Source organism: Pseudomonas sp. S36 (genome assembly GCF_016647875.1).
GTDB lineage: Bacteria > Pseudomonadota > Gammaproteobacteria > Pseudomonadales > Pseudomonadaceae > Aquipseudomonas > Aquipseudomonas parafulva.
Genome location: NZ_JACVVG010000019.1, coordinates 1 through 15,336 on the forward strand (window position 1 = coordinate 1; position 15,336 = coordinate 15,336).

The 15,336-nt window shown below is 61.3% G+C and carries 16 protein-coding genes; 12 read left to right on the forward strand and 4 right to left on the reverse strand.

Annotation, left to right across the window (positions count from 1 at the left end):
* Positions 1-80: 80 nt before the first annotated feature.
* Both IAE36_RS12665 and IAE36_RS12670 read right to left on the reverse strand, forming a co-directional pair.
* Positions 81-1,301, reverse strand: coding sequence for a CaiB/BaiF CoA transferase family protein (locus tag IAE36_RS12665; protein WP_201212715.1), 1,221 nt, complete (start codon positions 1,299-1,301; stop codon positions 81-83).
* A 22-nt stretch (positions 1,302-1,323) separates the two neighbouring features.
* The gene (locus tag IAE36_RS12670; RefSeq protein ID WP_201163384.1) at positions 1,324-2,505 is read right to left on the reverse strand and encodes an acyl-CoA dehydrogenase; all 1,182 of its coding nucleotides are present in this window, start codon (positions 2,503-2,505) and stop codon (positions 1,324-1,326) included.
* A gap of 158 nt (positions 2,506-2,663) precedes the next feature.
* On the opposite strand from IAE36_RS12670, the gene IAE36_RS12675 reads away from it, so the two are divergent.
* The 5 genes from IAE36_RS12675 (at position 2,664) to IAE36_RS12695 (ending at position 8,549) form a co-directional block, all read left to right on the forward strand.
* Positions 2,664-3,572 carry a LysR substrate-binding domain-containing protein gene (locus IAE36_RS12675; RefSeq protein WP_201212717.1) on the forward strand — a complete coding sequence of 303 codons (909 nt, stop codon included), beginning with the start codon at positions 2,664-2,666 and terminating at the stop codon, positions 3,570-3,572.
* Positions 3,573-3,987: 415 nt separating this feature from the next.
* The gene (locus IAE36_RS12680) at positions 3,988-5,109 is read left to right on the forward strand and encodes a Re/Si-specific NAD(P)(+) transhydrogenase subunit alpha (protein ID WP_201212719.1); all 1,122 of its coding nucleotides are present in this window, start codon (positions 3,988-3,990) and stop codon (positions 5,107-5,109) included.
* 11 nt (positions 5,110-5,120) lie between these two features.
* On the forward strand, positions 5,121-5,441 hold the full coding sequence (locus IAE36_RS12685; RefSeq protein WP_028633089.1) for an NAD(P) transhydrogenase subunit alpha: 321 nt from the start codon (positions 5,121-5,123) through the stop codon (positions 5,439-5,441).
* A complete protein-coding gene (locus tag IAE36_RS12690; protein WP_028633090.1) occupies positions 5,438-6,874 on the forward strand; it encodes an NAD(P)(+) transhydrogenase (Re/Si-specific) subunit beta in 1,437 nt (478 codons plus the stop codon). Before IAE36_RS12685 ends, IAE36_RS12690 begins: the two co-directional genes overlap by 4 nt.
* Before the next feature lie 181 nt (positions 6,875-7,055).
* A complete protein-coding gene (locus tag IAE36_RS12695; protein ID WP_201212721.1) occupies positions 7,056-8,549 on the forward strand; it encodes an acetyl-CoA hydrolase/transferase family protein in 1,494 nt (497 codons plus the stop codon).
* Between the two features lie 185 nt (positions 8,550-8,734).
* Here IAE36_RS12695 and IAE36_RS12700 read toward each other — a convergent pair whose 3' ends face one another.
* Positions 8,735-8,890 carry a hypothetical protein gene (locus IAE36_RS12700; protein ID WP_156333207.1) on the reverse strand — a complete coding sequence of 52 codons (156 nt, stop codon included), beginning with the start codon at positions 8,888-8,890 and terminating at the stop codon, positions 8,735-8,737.
* On the opposite strand from IAE36_RS12700, the gene IAE36_RS12705 reads away from it, so the two are divergent.
* From IAE36_RS12705 to IAE36_RS12725, 5 genes are all read left to right on the forward strand, one after another.
* On the forward strand, positions 8,889-9,104 hold the full coding sequence (locus IAE36_RS12705; RefSeq protein WP_028633092.1) for a DUF1127 domain-containing protein: 216 nt from the start codon (positions 8,889-8,891) through the stop codon (positions 9,102-9,104). The two genes, IAE36_RS12700 and IAE36_RS12705, sit on opposite strands and share 2 nt — an antisense overlap.
* A 290-nt stretch (positions 9,105-9,394) precedes the next feature.
* Complete coding sequence (locus tag IAE36_RS12710) at positions 9,395-9,712, forward strand: DUF2388 domain-containing protein (protein WP_028633093.1); 318 nt, start codon at positions 9,395-9,397, stop codon at positions 9,710-9,712.
* 26 nt (positions 9,713-9,738) lie between these two features.
* Positions 9,739-10,032 (forward strand): DUF2388 domain-containing protein, encoded by a 294-nt coding sequence (locus IAE36_RS12715; RefSeq protein ID WP_028633094.1) that lies wholly within the window; start codon positions 9,739-9,741, stop codon positions 10,030-10,032.
* A 35-nt stretch (positions 10,033-10,067) separates the two neighbouring features.
* Complete coding sequence (locus tag IAE36_RS12720; protein WP_201212723.1) at positions 10,068-10,388, forward strand: DUF2388 domain-containing protein; 321 nt, start codon at positions 10,068-10,070, stop codon at positions 10,386-10,388.
* The gene (locus IAE36_RS12725) at positions 10,385-12,340 is read left to right on the forward strand and encodes a DUF7844 domain-containing protein (protein ID WP_201212725.1); all 1,956 of its coding nucleotides are present in this window, start codon (positions 10,385-10,387) and stop codon (positions 12,338-12,340) included. The genes IAE36_RS12720 and IAE36_RS12725 overlap by 4 nt, the downstream gene beginning before the upstream one ends.
* A 19-nt stretch (positions 12,341-12,359) precedes the next feature.
* Here IAE36_RS12725 and IAE36_RS12730 read toward each other — a convergent pair whose 3' ends face one another.
* Positions 12,360-12,761, reverse strand: a complete 402-nt coding sequence (locus IAE36_RS12730; protein ID WP_201212728.1) for a GFA family protein — start codon at positions 12,759-12,761, stop codon at positions 12,360-12,362.
* 260 nt (positions 12,762-13,021) lie between these two features.
* Between IAE36_RS12730 and IAE36_RS12735 the strand changes: the two genes are divergently transcribed.
* Complete coding sequence (locus IAE36_RS12735) at positions 13,022-14,329, forward strand: CitMHS family transporter (RefSeq protein WP_028633098.1); 1,308 nt, start codon at positions 13,022-13,024, stop codon at positions 14,327-14,329.
* Positions 14,330-14,391: 62 nt separating this feature from the next.
* Positions 14,392-15,162 (forward strand): TerC family protein, encoded by a 771-nt coding sequence (locus tag IAE36_RS12740; protein ID WP_028633099.1) that lies wholly within the window; start codon positions 14,392-14,394, stop codon positions 15,160-15,162.
* Positions 15,163-15,336: the final 174 nt, after the last annotated feature.

A 15,336-nucleotide genomic window follows, 5' to 3' on the forward strand; every position in this document is an offset into this window, starting at 1 on the left:
AAGTGGGGCGCATTATAAGGGGATTCGAGAGGGCGTCAACCGTTTATTTCAATAAGTTGAAATGGGGCATGTACCAGCCTTCATATGACCCCTGTATCTCTCAGCCGCTTCAATTGAGCCGCGTCCAGTTCCAGCACTTCAGCCAAGACCGCTTCGGTATGCTCACCCAGCAACGGCGGCGCACGCCGATACTCAACCGGGGTTTGCGACAACCGTATGGGGCTTGCCACTTGCGGTACGCTGCCACCCAGTGGGTGCGGCATGCTGACGGCCAGGCCTCGAGCCAGTACCTGCGGGTCCTGGAACACCTGGGCCAGGTCGTTGATAGGCCCGCACGGCACACCCGCAGCCTCCAGCTGGCTCACCCACTGCGCCGTGGTCTTGAACACGGTGGCCTGCCTGATCAACGGGATCAGTTGCGCCCTGTTGGCCACGCGAAGCTTGTTGGTGGCGAACCGCGCATCGTCCGCCCACTCCGGCTGCCCGGCCACCTCAGCGAACTTGCGGAACTGGCTGTCGTTACCCACCGTCAGGATGAAGTCACCATCTGCAGTGGGGAAATCCTGGTACGGCACTATATTAGGGTGCGCATTGCCCAAACGCCGCGGTGGGTTACCCGTGGCCAGGTAGTTCATGGCCTGGTTCGCCAAGCAGGCTACCTGCACGTCCAGCAGTGCCATATCTATGTGCTGGCCGATACCTGTCTGCTCTCGGTGCGACAAGGCGGCAAGCATGGCAACGGTCGAATACAGCCCGGTAAGGATATCGGTAAGCGCTACGCCCACCTTCACCGGCCCTTCACCGGCTTCCCCCTCCGGGCGACCCGTGAGGCTCATGAGGCCACCCAGGCCCTGAATCATGAAGTCATAACCAGCGCGCTTGGCATAAGGGCCTGTCTGGCCAAACCCGGTAATCGAGCAATAGATAAGCTTGGGGTTGACCGCCTTCAGGCCCTCATAGTCCAGCCCATAGGCCGCCAGGCCGCCCACCTTGAAGTTCTCGATGACAATATCGCAGGTAGCCGCCAGCTCACGCACCAGGCGCTGGCCCTCTGGCTGGGTGAAGTCGATGGTTACCGAACGCTTGTTACGGTTGGCCGACAGGTAGTAGGCCGCCTCACTGGTATTCTCGCCCTCAACGTTCTTGAGGAAAGGCGGCCCCCAGGCGCGGGTATCGTCCCCAGACCCGGGGCGCTCCACCTTGATCACGTCGGCCCCCAGGTCGGCGAGGATCTGCCCGGACCAAGGCCCGGCCAGCACGCGTGAAAGGTCCAGCACCCGCAGATGTGATAGCGCGCCCATGGGCCGGCTCCTTATAAGCAGATCAATAGAAGGCCTGGATACCCGTCTGGGCACGCCCCAGAATCAGCGCATGCACGTCGTGGGTACCCTCATAGGTGTTGACCACTTCCAGGTTCACCAGATGACGCGCTACACCAAACTCATCGGAAATGCCGTTACCTCCCAGCATGTCCCGCGCCATACGGGCGATGTCCAATGCCTTGCCACACGAATTACGCTTCATGATGGAAGTAATCTCCACCGCCGCCGTGCCCTCATCCTTCATGCGCCCCAAGCGCAGGCAGCCCTGCAGGGCCAGCGTGATTTCGGTCTGCATGTCGGCCAGCTTCTTCTGGATAAGCTGGTTGGCGGCGAGCGGGCGGCCGAACTGCTGACGGTCGAGGGTGTACTGACGTGCCGTGTGCCAGCAGGCCTCCGCAGCACCCAGCGCACCCCAGGAGATGCCGTACCGGGCTGAGTTCAGGCACGTGAAGGGCCCCTTGAGGCCGCGCACGTCCGGGAAGATGTTGTCCTCGGGGACGAACACGTTATCCATGACGATTTCGCCAGTGATCGACGCACGCAGCCCCACTTTGCCATGGATCGCTGGCGCGCTCAGGCCCTCCCAACCCTTCTCGAGCACAAAGCCACGGATGTCACCCGCATCGTCCTTGGCCCATACCACGAACACATCAGCGATAGGGCTGTTGGTAATCCACATCTTGCTGCCGGTAAGGCGATAACCGCCTTCTACCTTACGGGCACGGGTGATCATCGAACCTGGGTCGGAACCGTGATTGGGTTCGGTGAGGCCGAAGCAGCCAATCCACTCGCCACTGGCCAGCTTCGGCAGGTACTTCTGCTTCTGCCCCTCGGTACCAAACTCATTGATCGGCACCATGACCAGCGAGGACTGCACGCTCATCATCGAGCGGTAGCCGGAGTCGATGCGCTCCACCTCACGGGCGATAAGGCCGTAGCACACATAATTCAGGCCACTGCCGCCGTACTGCTCGGGGATGGTCGCCCCCAGCAGGCCAACCTCACCCATCTCGCGGAAGATCGCCGGGTCAGTCTTCTCGTGGCGGAAGGCCTCGAGCACCCGCGGCGCGAGCTTGTCCTGGGCAAACTGATAAGCGCTGTCACGCACCATGCGCTCTTCTTCAGTGAGCTGCTGGTCCAGCAGCAGCGGGTCGATCCAGTTGAAGCTTGCCTTGGGGGCCATGAGCGAAATCCTCGAATGCGGCAACAGTGCGGTATGCATTGATCCTAGGCCGCAACGCCGCGCACCACAAACGACGATTACGCACCAATCAGTGATATTTTCTCACTTCGTAGACCTGATGAAGCCCAGCTTCAACGCCCAACAAGTGAGGGATAAGCATGCGGCGCAAAATACCCAGTACCACAGCCCTGATCTGCTTCGAGGCATCGGCCCGCCACGAAAGCTTCACCAAGGCAGCCCAGGAGCTTTCCCTGACCCAGGGCGCAGTCTGTCGCCAGGTAGGCGGGCTGGAAGTGTTCCTTAATGTGGAACTGTTCAGGCGATCACGCCGAGGCGTAAAGCTGACTGAAGCAGGGCTTTCTTATAGCCGGCAGGTTGCAGCCCAGCTGGACGCGGTAGAGCGCGACACGCTGTCGGTAATGCGCCAGCAGGGCGCCAACGTCATCGAGCTGGCGGTAGTGCCCACCTTCGGCACGCAATGGCTATTGCCCCGGCTGAAGGATTTCCAGCAACGCCACCCCGACGTCACCGTCAACCTCACCAACCGCACCCGGCCGTTCCTGTTCGCCGATACGCCCTTCGACGCTGCCGTGTATTTCGGCGACGCCGACTGGTCGGGTACCCAGGCCCACAGGCTGATGGGAGAGAACCCGGTACCCGTGTGCAGCCCTGCGCTGCTGCACGGGTTGCCGGCCCTGGAGGTAAAGCGTATTGCCGAACTGCCCCTGCTGCAGCAGAGCACACGCCCGTATGCCTGGCGCCAATGGTTCGCCAGCGCAGGGCTAAGCGTGGAGGGGGACATGACCGGGCCTCGCTACGAACTGTTTTCAATGCTCTCGCAGGCGGCCATCCACCAGATGGGCATCGCCCTGATCCCTCCGTTTCTGATCCAGCGAGAGTTGGAGGAGGGTAGGTTGGTGGTCGCTAACAGGCATGTTCTGAGCAGCCACAAGGCCTACTATCTGATGATTCCGGAGCGCAAGGTTCAGTCGGCATCCCTGGTTGCCTTCCGTGACTGGCTCACCGAGCAGTCACACGCGTATATAAAGGCAGCCAGCGCTAACTGACCCCGTAGTCAGCTTTATAAAAAGCCTACAGATATAAATATATGTCGCACTTGATTAATTTTCATGAGCTGCACCAAAATGGTCACCAGCCCCTTCACAGCACGTTTGAAGCGTCATTTTGCGACATTCATCTTTCCAAACACGAATTAGGCAGAATTTATGCTGTTTTTTCGCCTAATCTGCCGAATGCCCGAATTTGCAGGGCTGCGTGAGACGCACTGCGACATGCAGTCACAGGGTGACTTGTAGTTTTATGATGGTTCCGCTCCAGAATGGCTTGTAGGGCCTGAGGTTCGTCTGCAAAATGCTTCGCCCGCCCAGGATTCGGCGGGTTGGGGCTCGATAGCCGCCCCAGCACACCACCCGAAGTGTGCTGGCATTTACAAAGACAAAAGGTCACCGCAGGAGAAATGTCGTGCACATAGGTGTTCCTCTCGAAACGCAGGCCGGTGAGGCCAGGGTCGCTGCGACCCCGGAAACCATCAAAAAACTCATTGGCCAAGGCCATCAGGTCACGGTGCAGCGGGGGGCAGGGCTCAATGCCAGCATTCCCGACAGTGCCTTCGAAGCGGTGGGTGCGGCCCTGGGCAGTGCAGCTGATGCCTACGGCGCGCAACTGGTGCTCAAGGTGGTCGCGCCCAACGACCAGGAGCTTGCGCTGGTGAAGCCTGGCACCTTGCTGGTGGGCATGCTCAACCCGTTCAACAGCGAGCTGATCGCCAGAATGGCCGAGCACGGCGTCACTGCCTTCGCCCTTGAAGCGGCGCCACGTACCTCACGCGCTCAAAGCCTGGACGTGCTGTCGTCCCAGGCCAACATCGCAGGCTACAAGGCCGTGCTGTTGGCAGCGCAGCACTACCCGCGCTTCATGCCGATGCTCATGACCGCAGCCGGCACCGTCAAGGCCGCGCGCGTGCTGATTCTGGGCGCTGGTGTTGCCGGCTTGCAGGCCATTGCCACAGCCAAGCGGCTGGGTGCGGTGATCGAAGCCTCCGACGTGCGCCCCGCGGTAAAGGAGCAGATTGAATCGCTGGGTGGCAAATTCATCGACGTGCCCTATGAGACCGACGAAGAGCGCGAGTGCGCCGAAGGGGTAGGCGGCTACGCACGCCCAATGCCGGCCAGCTGGATGCAACGCCAGGCACAGGCTGTGCACGAGCGCGCCAAGCAGGCAGATATCGTGATTACCACGGCGCTCATTCCGGGCCGCAAGGCGCCTACCTTGCTCAGTGCCGAGACCGTTGCTCAAATGAAACCTGGCTCGGTGGTGATCGACCTGGCAGCCGCGCAGGGCGGCAACTGCCCACTGACCGTCGCCGATCAGGTGGTGCAGGCGCACGGCGTAACCATCGTCGGGCCGACCAACCTCCCCGCGCAGGTAGCCGCCGACGCCTCGGCACTGTATGCCCGCAACCTGCTGGACTTCATGAAGCTGCTGTTCGACAAGGACGGCGCCCTGACCATCAACCTGGAAGACGACATCGTCGCGGCCTGCCTCATGTGCCGCGACGGGCAGATCGTCCGCAAGAACGGCTGAGGAGCACGACAATGGAAGACATGCTGATTTCCCATGGCATCTACAACCTCATCATTTTCGTGCTGGCCATCTACGTGGGCTACCACGTGGTGTGGAACGTTACCCCGGCGCTGCACACCCCACTGATGGCGGTTACCAACGCCATTTCTGCCATCGTCATCGTCGGCGCGATGCTGGCTGCGGCACTGACCGTAACCCCCGCCGGCAAGGTGATGGGCACCCTGGCCGTTGCCCTTGCAGCAGTCAACGTCTTCGGTGGCTTTCTGGTCACCCGGCGCATGCTTGAGATGTTCAAGAAAAAAACCAAGAACGAGGGGCAGAAGTCAGCATGAGCATGAATCTGGTAACGCTTCTGTACCTGGTTGCCTCGGTGTGCTTCATCCAGGCACTCAAAGGCCTGTCGCACCCCACCACGTCACGGCGCGGCAACCTGTTCGGCATGATCGGCATGGGTATCGCCATCCTCACCACGGTTGGCCTCATCTATAAGCTGGGTGCCGAGCTCGCTACTGCCGGCATCGGCTACGTGCTTGTCGGCCTGCTGGTCGGTGGTACGGCCGGTTCGATCATGGCCAAGCGCGTCGAGATGACCAAGATGCCGGAGCTGGTCGCCTTCATGCACAGCATGATCGGCCTTGCGGCAGTGTTCATCGCCATTGCAGCGGTACTCGAACCCCAGTCCATGGGCATCGTCGCTGCCATCAGCGACCCGATCCCCACGGGCAACCGACTGGAACTGTTCCTCGGCGCAGCCATTGGTGCCATTACCTTCTCCGGTTCGGTGATCGCGTTTGGCAAACTGTCGGGCAAATACAAGTTCCGCCTGTTCCAGGGTGCGCCGGTGCAATTTGCCGGGCAGCACAAGCTGAACCTGATCCTGGGCCTGACCACCATCGCCCTGGGCCTGCTGTTCACGTTCACCGGCCACTACAGCGCCTTCACCCTCATGCTGGCCCTGGCGTTCGTGATGGGCGTGCTGATCATCATTCCGATCGGCGGGGCAGACATGCCGGTGGTGGTATCAATGCTCAACAGCTACTCGGGCTGGGCGGCTGCCGGTATCGGCTTCTCGCTGAACAACTCGATGCTGATCATTGCCGGCTCACTGGTCGGTTCGTCGGGTGCGATTCTGTCGTACATCATGTGCAAAGCCATGAACCGCTCGTTCTTCAATGTGATCCTCGGCGGCTTTGGTGGGGATACTGACGCGGGTGCGGCACAAGGCTCGAAGGAGCAGCGCCCGGTGAAGTCGGGTTCTGCCGATGACGCCACCTTCCTGCTCAGCAACGCCGACAGCGTAATCATCGTGCCAGGTTACGGCCTGGCAGTGGCCCGCGCCCAGCATGCATTAAAGGAGCTGACCGAGAAGCTGACCCACAACGGGGTGACGGTGAAGTATGCGATTCACCCGGTAGCAGGGCGTATGCCCGGGCACATGAACGTGCTGCTGGCCGAGGCAGAAGTGCCCTACGACCAGGTGTTCGAAATGGAAGACATCAACGCCGAGTTCGGCCAGGCCGACGTGGTGCTGGTGCTGGGCGCCAACGACGTGGTCAACCCGGCGGCCAAGAACGACCCCAAGTCACCGATCGCCGGCATGCCCATCCTCGAAGCCTTCAAGGCCAAGACCATCATCGTCAACAAGCGCTCCATGGCCAGCGGCTATGCGGGGCTGGATAACGAACTGTTCTACCTGGACAAGACCATGATGGTGTTTGGTGACGCCAAGAAGGTCATCGAGGACATGGTCAAGGCTGTGGAGTAACCACTGCTGCTGCATCGGCCTATATAAGCAGAGCCCCGGCCTGATCCACCGGGGCTCTGCTTTTTTGATCCGGATCAACGGCAGCCAACCCTGCAGGGTCATACGACCATGGTCGCGGGACGGCAACGGGCGAAAACACTAGACTGCGCTGCAGTAGCTTAGTAGCCCGAGATAACAATCCATGTACCGTGATCGTATCCGCTTGTCCTCCCTGCACAGCAAGGTAATGAGTGCGGCTGATGCCGCTGGCCTGATCGAGGACGGCATGACCGTCGGCATGAGCGGCTTCACCCGTGCCGGTGAAGCCAAGGCCGTTCCCCACGCACTGGCCGAGCGCGCCAAGCTGACCCCGCTGAAAATCAGCCTGATGACCGGCGCCAGCCTGGGCAACGACCTTGACAAGCAGTTGACCGAGGCCGGCGTGCTCGCGCGCCGTATGCCGTTCCAGGTGGACAGCACACTGCGCAAGGCCATCAACGACGGCAAGGTGATGTTCATTGACCAGCACCTGTCCGAAACGGTGGAGCAACTGCGCAACCAGCAGCTCAAGCTGCCCGACATCGCGGTCATCGAGGCGGTGGCGATCACTGAACAAGGCCACATCGTACCCACCACGTCGGTGGGCAACTCGGCCAGCTTCGCGATTTTCGCCAAGCAGGTGATCATCGAGATCAACCTGTCGCACAACCCCAACCTCGAGGGTTTGCACGATATCTATATCCCAACCTACCGCCCCACCCGTACACCGATCCCACTGGTGAAGGTGGACGACCGTATTGGGAGCACCGCTATCCCAATCGACCCGGCCAAGATCGTTGGTATCGTCATCAGCGACCAGCCGGACTCGCCTTCCACCGTGTTGCCGCCCGATGGCGAAACCCAGGGCATCGCCGACCACCTGATCAACTTCTTCAAGAAAGAAGTGGCGGCGGGGCGCCTGACCAACCGGCTGGGCCCGTTGCAGGCAGGCATCGGCAGCATCGCCAACGCAGTGATGTGCGGCCTGATCGAGTCGCCATTCGAAGAACTGACCATGTATTCCGAAGTGCTGCAGGACTCCACCTTCGACCTGATCGATGCGGGCAAGCTGCGTTTCGCCTCTGGCAGTTCGATCACCTTGTCCTCGCGCCGCAACGCTGACGTGTTCGGCAACCTGGAGCAATACAAGGACAAGCTGGTACTGCGCCCGCAGGAAATCTCCAACCACCCGGAAGTGGTGCGCCGCCTGGGCATCATCGGGATCAACACCGCGCTGGAGTTCGACATCTACGGTAACGTCAACTCCACCCACGTGTGCGGTACGCGCATGATGAACGGCATTGGTGGCTCGGGCGATTTCGCGCGAAATGCGCATTTGTCGGTATTCGTGACCAAATCGATTGCCAAAGGGGGAGCCATCTCCAGCGTCGTACCCATGGTCAGCCACGTGGACCACACCGAGCACGATGTCGACATCCTGGTCACTGAACAAGGCCTGGCCGACTTGCGAGGCCTGGCGCCGCGGGAGCGGGCGCGGGTGATCATCGATAACTGTGTGCACCCAGACTATCGGGCCGCGCTGACCGACTACTTTGACAGGGCCTGCGAGCGAGGTGGGCATACCCCGCATATCCTGCGCGAGGCGCTCAGCTGGCATGAAAACCTGGAAGAGACGGGGCGCATGTTGGCCAGCTGACCGGCAACCCGCCTGCGTGTGCAACATAATCGAGGGCCGCGATGCGGCCCTTTTTCTTTGCCTGCTACAAACTGCCAGGCATTACCAAAATAAACTGTACTACTGTACTGGTTAAGCCTTCGTCTCTCAGCCTGACCATACGAAAAAACCGCCAAGATGCACCAACATGAGGCAGACCAGTACAGTTAGGCTGCTTTCGGGTGCAACAGTACCGTTACACAGTTAACTGGCCCATCATCTTTTGAAGGAACTGTATCTACTGTTATGGACAAGAGGGGAGGATCATTGGCATCAGTTAAATCACTATCTAATGCCGCCATAAGCGGAAGGATGATCATCATGGAACGTACCCTCAGTTCCGGTCTGGTTTTTGAAAGCGAAGCTCAGCAATCCCACGCCTCTCTGCCTCTGCGTGTCGCCTCCACCCTGCTGTTGTGGCAGCGCCGCATGGCCAGCCGTCGTCAACTGGCTCGCCTGGACGCCCGCCTGCTGGCGGATGCCGGTATCAGTGAGTCGCAGCGTTACGAAGAGCTCAGCAAGCCTTTCTGGCGCTAAGCGCTGGGTTGCCAGCCAGGCTGACACCACGAATTTCCTGAACCCGCCGCAGGCAACTGCGGCGGGTTTTTTGTTGGTGTGAATAGCGACGCCAGTCTCGTACCAGTACAATTTCCATTGCATTGCATAAGACAGGTACAGTTGTTGCCAACGGCCGTGTTTAACATTCTGATACACCTACGCGTGATACGCTTCGGCCAACAGTCTGGTAGAACCCACCTTTATGGGTGTCCAAAACCGCCACCTTAACGTCCCAGTAGCATTACGACCCAAGCCAGGAGTTTCCCTACATGCCCCGTAACTATCTGATTGGCGCTGCCTTGATGCTGAGCCTGGCCGGCACTGCACAGGCCAGCAGCTTCATCGTGACCACCGACAGTGTGGTCGGCGCGGTAGCGGCCTCCACCGATGCCACCTCCGACGCCACCTCGTCGCTGCGCGACGACAAAGTGGTGCAAGCGGCGCGTGACGACGCCGCCAGCTTCGTCGCCAGCCAGGGTGATATCCGTGGCGCCAAGCTGGAAAGCGCGTTGCTGCACATCCGCTCACAAATGCCAGCCCTGCAAGCCAGTGACGCACAACTGGCCCAGGCTATCCTCGCGCTCTGAGCAAGCCCCGGCTGCCTCGTTCAACCATGCGCTATTTGTTGCTGCCGTTGTTGTGGCTCGCCAGTATCGCGGCAGCCCACGCCATGGATACCACCACCCAGGGGTTGGTGATTTCCGGCTATGTCACCAGCCAGGTCACCAGCGCGCCGTTCGACCGCAAACTGGTGCTAGAGGCGCGCGATGACGCTGCAGCCTTCGTGGCCAGTGGAGGGCAGCTGCGGGGGGCATGGCTGGAAGCAGCGTTGGCATCATTAAGGCGCGATTGTACGTGCCGTGGCGCCAGTGACCTGGAACTGGCGCAGGCTATCCTCGTCCAATAACTACCCCTCACTCCCTGTATTTTCGGAGATGCTCCATGCGCAAACCGCTGATTGCCGCGACCCTCGGCATGCTGTTGCTGGCCGACCTGGCTCAGGCACAGACCCTGGTGGCCACCAGCAACATCATCGTGCGTGCCTTTGGCCGCTCGATTGACTTCACGTCCGATACCACCACCTCCATCCGCGACTCGAAAGTGGTGCGTGAAGCCCATGACGACGCCGCCAGCTTTGTCGCCAGCAACGGCGACATTCACGGGGCCCAGCTTGAAGCCGCCTTCGACACATTGCGCGAACGCGTGCCGCAGGCACGTGACGCCAGCGACCAGGTGCTGGCCGAAGCCATTCTCGCGCTGTGAACACCGTGCGTGCCTGGTTGCTCGGCTGCGCCCTGACGCTGACCGGCACGCCCGCACTGGCAGACCTGCAGCTCCAGCTGCAGGTGGCCGGCCTCGACGCGCAACAGGTAGAGGCCAGCCAGAGGCTGCTCGACGAGGCCATGGCCAAACTGCCACCTCTGTTCAAGCAGCGGCTTGACCGCACTGTCCAGGTCGGCTGGAGCGACCACATGCCGGCCAATGCCTACGGCCAGGCTTCCCCGGTGTCCACCCTCGAACTCAACCGGCGCCTGCTACCCAGCCTTGCCGACGGCAGCGCGGCAACTGAGCCTACGCAGCGCCCTCATGGCACCGTGCGCGCAGAGCTGCTGGCCACCGTGCTGCATGAACTCACTCATATCTACGACCGCGCCCGGCTGTGGCCCAGCCAGGAGCAGTCGCTGATCGCGCGCTGCAAGCGCCAGCAAGGCACGCTGGGCAAAGTGGGCTTGCCCGGCCAGTGCCGTGGCCAGGCCGAGCGCCGCTTCACCCTCAGCGACGACCCGCGCCTGCTCGACCTGGCCGGCTGGCAGCAATACGTAGGCCGGCGCGGCGAGCGTGAGCAGCACAACGGCCAGTTCGTGCGCAGCCCCGACAGTTACGAACTGAGCACCCCGAAGGAATACATCGCGGTCAACATGGAGTACTTCCTTCTCGACCCGAGCTATGGCTGCCGCCGCCCGGCGCTCAACCAGTACCTGCGCGAGCATTTCGGCTGGGCGCCCCCTCAGGACACCTGCGCCAAAACCCTGCCGTTCATCAACGCCGGCAGCGACTTCGCCCGCCAGCCACTGGGTGAAGTGGACCCCGAGCGTGTGTACGAAGTGGACTTCCTGCTGGCCGAAGCCAATCAGAACCTGGTCAGCCGCTGGGGGCACAGCATGTTGCGCCTGGTCATCTGCAAGCCAGGCCGCCCACGGGGCCCGGACTGCCGGCTGGACCTGGACCAGAGCCTGGTGCTCTCGTACCGCGCATTCGTCAATGACGTGCAGTTGTCCAGCTGGGATGGCCTGGTGGGGGTGTATCCGTCACGGCTGTTCGTATTGCCCCTGGGCCAGGTGATCGACGAGTATACCAAGACCGAACTTCGCAGCCTGGCTTCCGTACCGCTGAAGCTCAACCGGGAAGAGATCGAAAACCTGGTGCGCCAGGCGGCGGAAATGCACTGGAGCTACGACGGCAATTACTGGTTCCTGTCGAACAACTGTGCGGTGGAGTCGTTGAAGCTGTTACGCAGCGGCACTGCCAACCCCAAGCTCAGCGACCTCGACAGCATCATGCCGAACGGCCTGCTGGCCGTGCTCAGCGGCCGCGGCCTGGCAGATACCCATGTGCTCGACAACCCCCGCGAGGCGCTGCGGCTGGGTTACCGCTTCGATTCTTACCGGGACCGCTACCAGGCCATGTTCGAGGTGCTGAAGAAGCAGTTGCCGGTCGAGCAGCAAGCAGTGGAAGACTGGCTGGCGCTGGATGCCGAGCAACGCCGCAGCTGGTTCGCCAAGGCTGACCTGCGCACCAGCGCCGCGTTGCTGCTGCTGGAACAGGCTGGCCTGCGGCGGCAATTGCTGCTGGCCCAGGATGAAGTCAAGCAACGCTACCTCAATGCCGCGGCGCTCAAGGACGGTAGCATCGACAAGGCTGACGCCACCCTCAAGCAGATGCTCGCCAACAGTGGTTTCCTGAGCCGGCCGGCCGAACTGCTGGATTCAACCGGCTACGGGCTGCCTCAACCTGAGGAGCGCAAGCACCTGGAAACAGTCAGCCGCGAACGCCAGGCGCAGCTGCTGCGGCTGAGCACCAGCCTTGACCAGGAGGTGAGGGCGCTACTGGAGCCGTCGAGGGCCAAGCAGATTGCTGCAGTGGAAGCCAACGTTAAACAGATCGGCGAGCACCTGCGGGCGCTGCACAAGGCAGCGGGTGGCCTGCAGTTGTGATTGTGCTGGCCACACAACCCTATAACTTTTCGCCAAACTCCGCAGGCAAATGCTCGTCCAGATGCAACCAAGGCACCCGGCTACCCACCCAGATATGCCGATTGGCCCGCACCCGCTCCGGCTGGTCCAGCGTCGCGACCGTTACATCCATCGTGTCAGGGCTGTGCGAAGTCACCAGCGCCAGATGAGCACCGCAGCGCCCGCAAAAATAGCGGCTGCAACTGGCCGGTGCCACATAGCAGCTCGGTACCCCCTGCAACCAGCTGAAGCCCGAGCGGGGCAGCGTGACCCAGGTCACCACCAGCCCGCCACTGACCCGTCGGCAAATGGAGCAATGGCAGTGGGCGACATCTGACAAATCGCCCTCCAGCCGGTAGCGCAGGGCGCCGCAATGGCAGCCCCCTTCCGTCATATCACCCATGCATAACCTCCTGTCGACTTTGTTGCAGCGAAAGCTGGCTGAAAGCTTGCCCACCTAGGATAGCCCCCATTGCCGGCACAGACCGGTCAGCCAGGGCACGGAATACCGCGCCCGGCGCAATCCAACAACAACAATGGTGACCCCGATGCCTTTCCGTGCCCGACTCGTCGTAGCCCACATCCTGCAGCTCCATGCACAGCGCCCTACGCGCTGACCCGCCCGAATCGCCTTAACTTTCGCGCCTCGCCTGGAGTACTGCCATGCTGACTTTCCTTGGCTTTGCCATGGTCATCACCTTCATGTACCTGATCATGACCAAGCGCCTCTCGGCCTTGATCGCACTGATCCTGGTACCCATCCTGTTCGCCATGTTCGGCGGTTTTGCCAGCAAGATCGGCCCCATGATGCTGGAAGGCATCAGTAAACTGGCGCCCACCGGCGTGATGCTGATGTTCGCCATTTTGTATTTCGCCCTGATGATCGACTCCGGCCTGTTCGACCCGGCCGTGCGCAAGATCCTCAAACTGGTCAAGGGCGACCCGCTGAAAGTGTCGGTGGGTACCGCCGTGCTGGCCCTGGTGGTTTCGCTGGACGGTGACGGCGCTACCACCTACATGATCTGCTGCGCGGCCATGCTGCCCATGTACAGCCGCCTGGGCATGAGCCCGCGGATCATGGCCGGCCTGACCATCCTGGCCGGCGGCGTAATGAACATGACCCCATGGGGCGGGCCGACTGCGCGTGCAGCCAGTGCGCTTCACGTCGACCCTTCGGACATCTTCGTCCCGATGATCCCCGCCATGTTGTTCGGTGTGGTGGCCATCCTGGGTATCGCCTACCTGTACGGCAAACGCGAGCGGGCTCGCCTGGGCGAGCTGCACCTGCCCACTGACGATATCGACCACAGCGAAATCAGCGTGTCGCAGTACCCGGAGGCCCGGCGCCCCAAGCTGCTGTACTTCAACGGCGCCCTGACCGCCGCCCTGATGGTGGCACTGATTGCCGGTGTACTGCCGTTGCCCGTGCTGTTCATGATCGCCTTCAGCATCGCCATGATCGTCAACTACCCGTGCCTGCAGCAACAGAAGGACCGCATCGCCGCCCACGCCGGCAGCGTACTGGCCGTGACCGGGCTGATCTTCGCAGCCGGCATTTTCACCGGCATCCTGTCGGGCACCGGCATGGTCGATGCCATGTCCAAGAGCCTGCTGGCGGTCATCCCCGAAGCGCTGGGCCCCTACCTTGCGGTCATCACAGCCATCGTCAGCATGCCGTTCACCTTCTTCATGTCCAACGATGCGTTCTACTACGGCGTGCTGCCCGTGCTGGCCGAAGCAGCCAGCCATTACGGCATCACCCCGGTCGAAATGGCCCGGGCGTCAATCGTCGGCCAGCCCGTGCACCTGCTCAGCCCACTGGTACCCTCCACCTACCTGCTGGTGGCCCTGGCCGGCATCGAGTTCGGCGACCATCAGCGCTTTACGCTCAAGTGGGCGGTGCTGGTATGCCTGTGCATAATGTTTGCCGCGCTCTTGATGGGCATCTTTCCGCTGTTCAGTAGTCTTTAATACACTCGCATTCTCCCTTGCCGCACGCCTGCGTGCGGCCTTTACCGCTTGAAGGAAAACACATGGAATGGCTGACCAGCCCGGAAATCTGGGTTGCCTTTTTCACCCTGACCGCACTTGAAATCGTGCTGGGGATCGACAACATCATCATGATCTCGATCCTGGTCAGCCGCATGCCCAAGCACATGCAGCCGCGCACGCGGATCTTCGGCCTGGCCCTGGCCATGGTCACCCGCATCATGCTGCTGCTGTCGATCACCTGGGTGATGCGCCTCACCAACGACCTGTTCGTGGTGCTGGGCCAGGGCATTTCCGGGCGTGACCTGATCCTGTTCTTCGGTGGCCTGTTCCTGTTGTGGAAAAGCTCCCAGGAGATCTACCACGGCCTGGAAGGCGAAGATGAAAACGCCGAGGAACCCAAGGGCTCGGGCGGCAAGTTCTTCTACACCATCATCCAGATCGCGATCATCGACATCGTCTTCTCGCTGGACTCGGTGATCACCGCAGTGGGCATGGTTTCGCACGTACCGGTCATGATCGCCGCCATCGTGGTCGCCGTACTGGTGATGATGGCCTGCGCCGGTGCCATCAGCGACTTCATCGACAAGCACCCTTCGTTGAAGATGCTCGCCCTGTCGTTCCTGATCGTGGTGGGCACCGTGCTGATCGCCGAGGCATTCGACGTGCATGTACCCAAGGGCTATGTGTACTTCGCCATGGCGTTCTCGCTGGCGGTGGAAGCCATCAACATCCGCATGCGCACCGCCGTTGCCCGCAAAGCCGGCAAGGATCACGACCCGGTGAAACTGCGTAAGGACATCCCGGGTCAATAAACCCAGGAAGCTGCAAACGCTAAAGGGCCTTTCCAGGCCCTTTTCTTTTTTGGGCAGCCCGCCCCATGGCATAAATGTTTCAAAATGATGACTGCCATGCGAAGCTGGCGATCGCTGCACAAAACAACTAAAGCTTTGAGTGGGCAACGGAAATTTCCACGCGCCCGCGCTTCG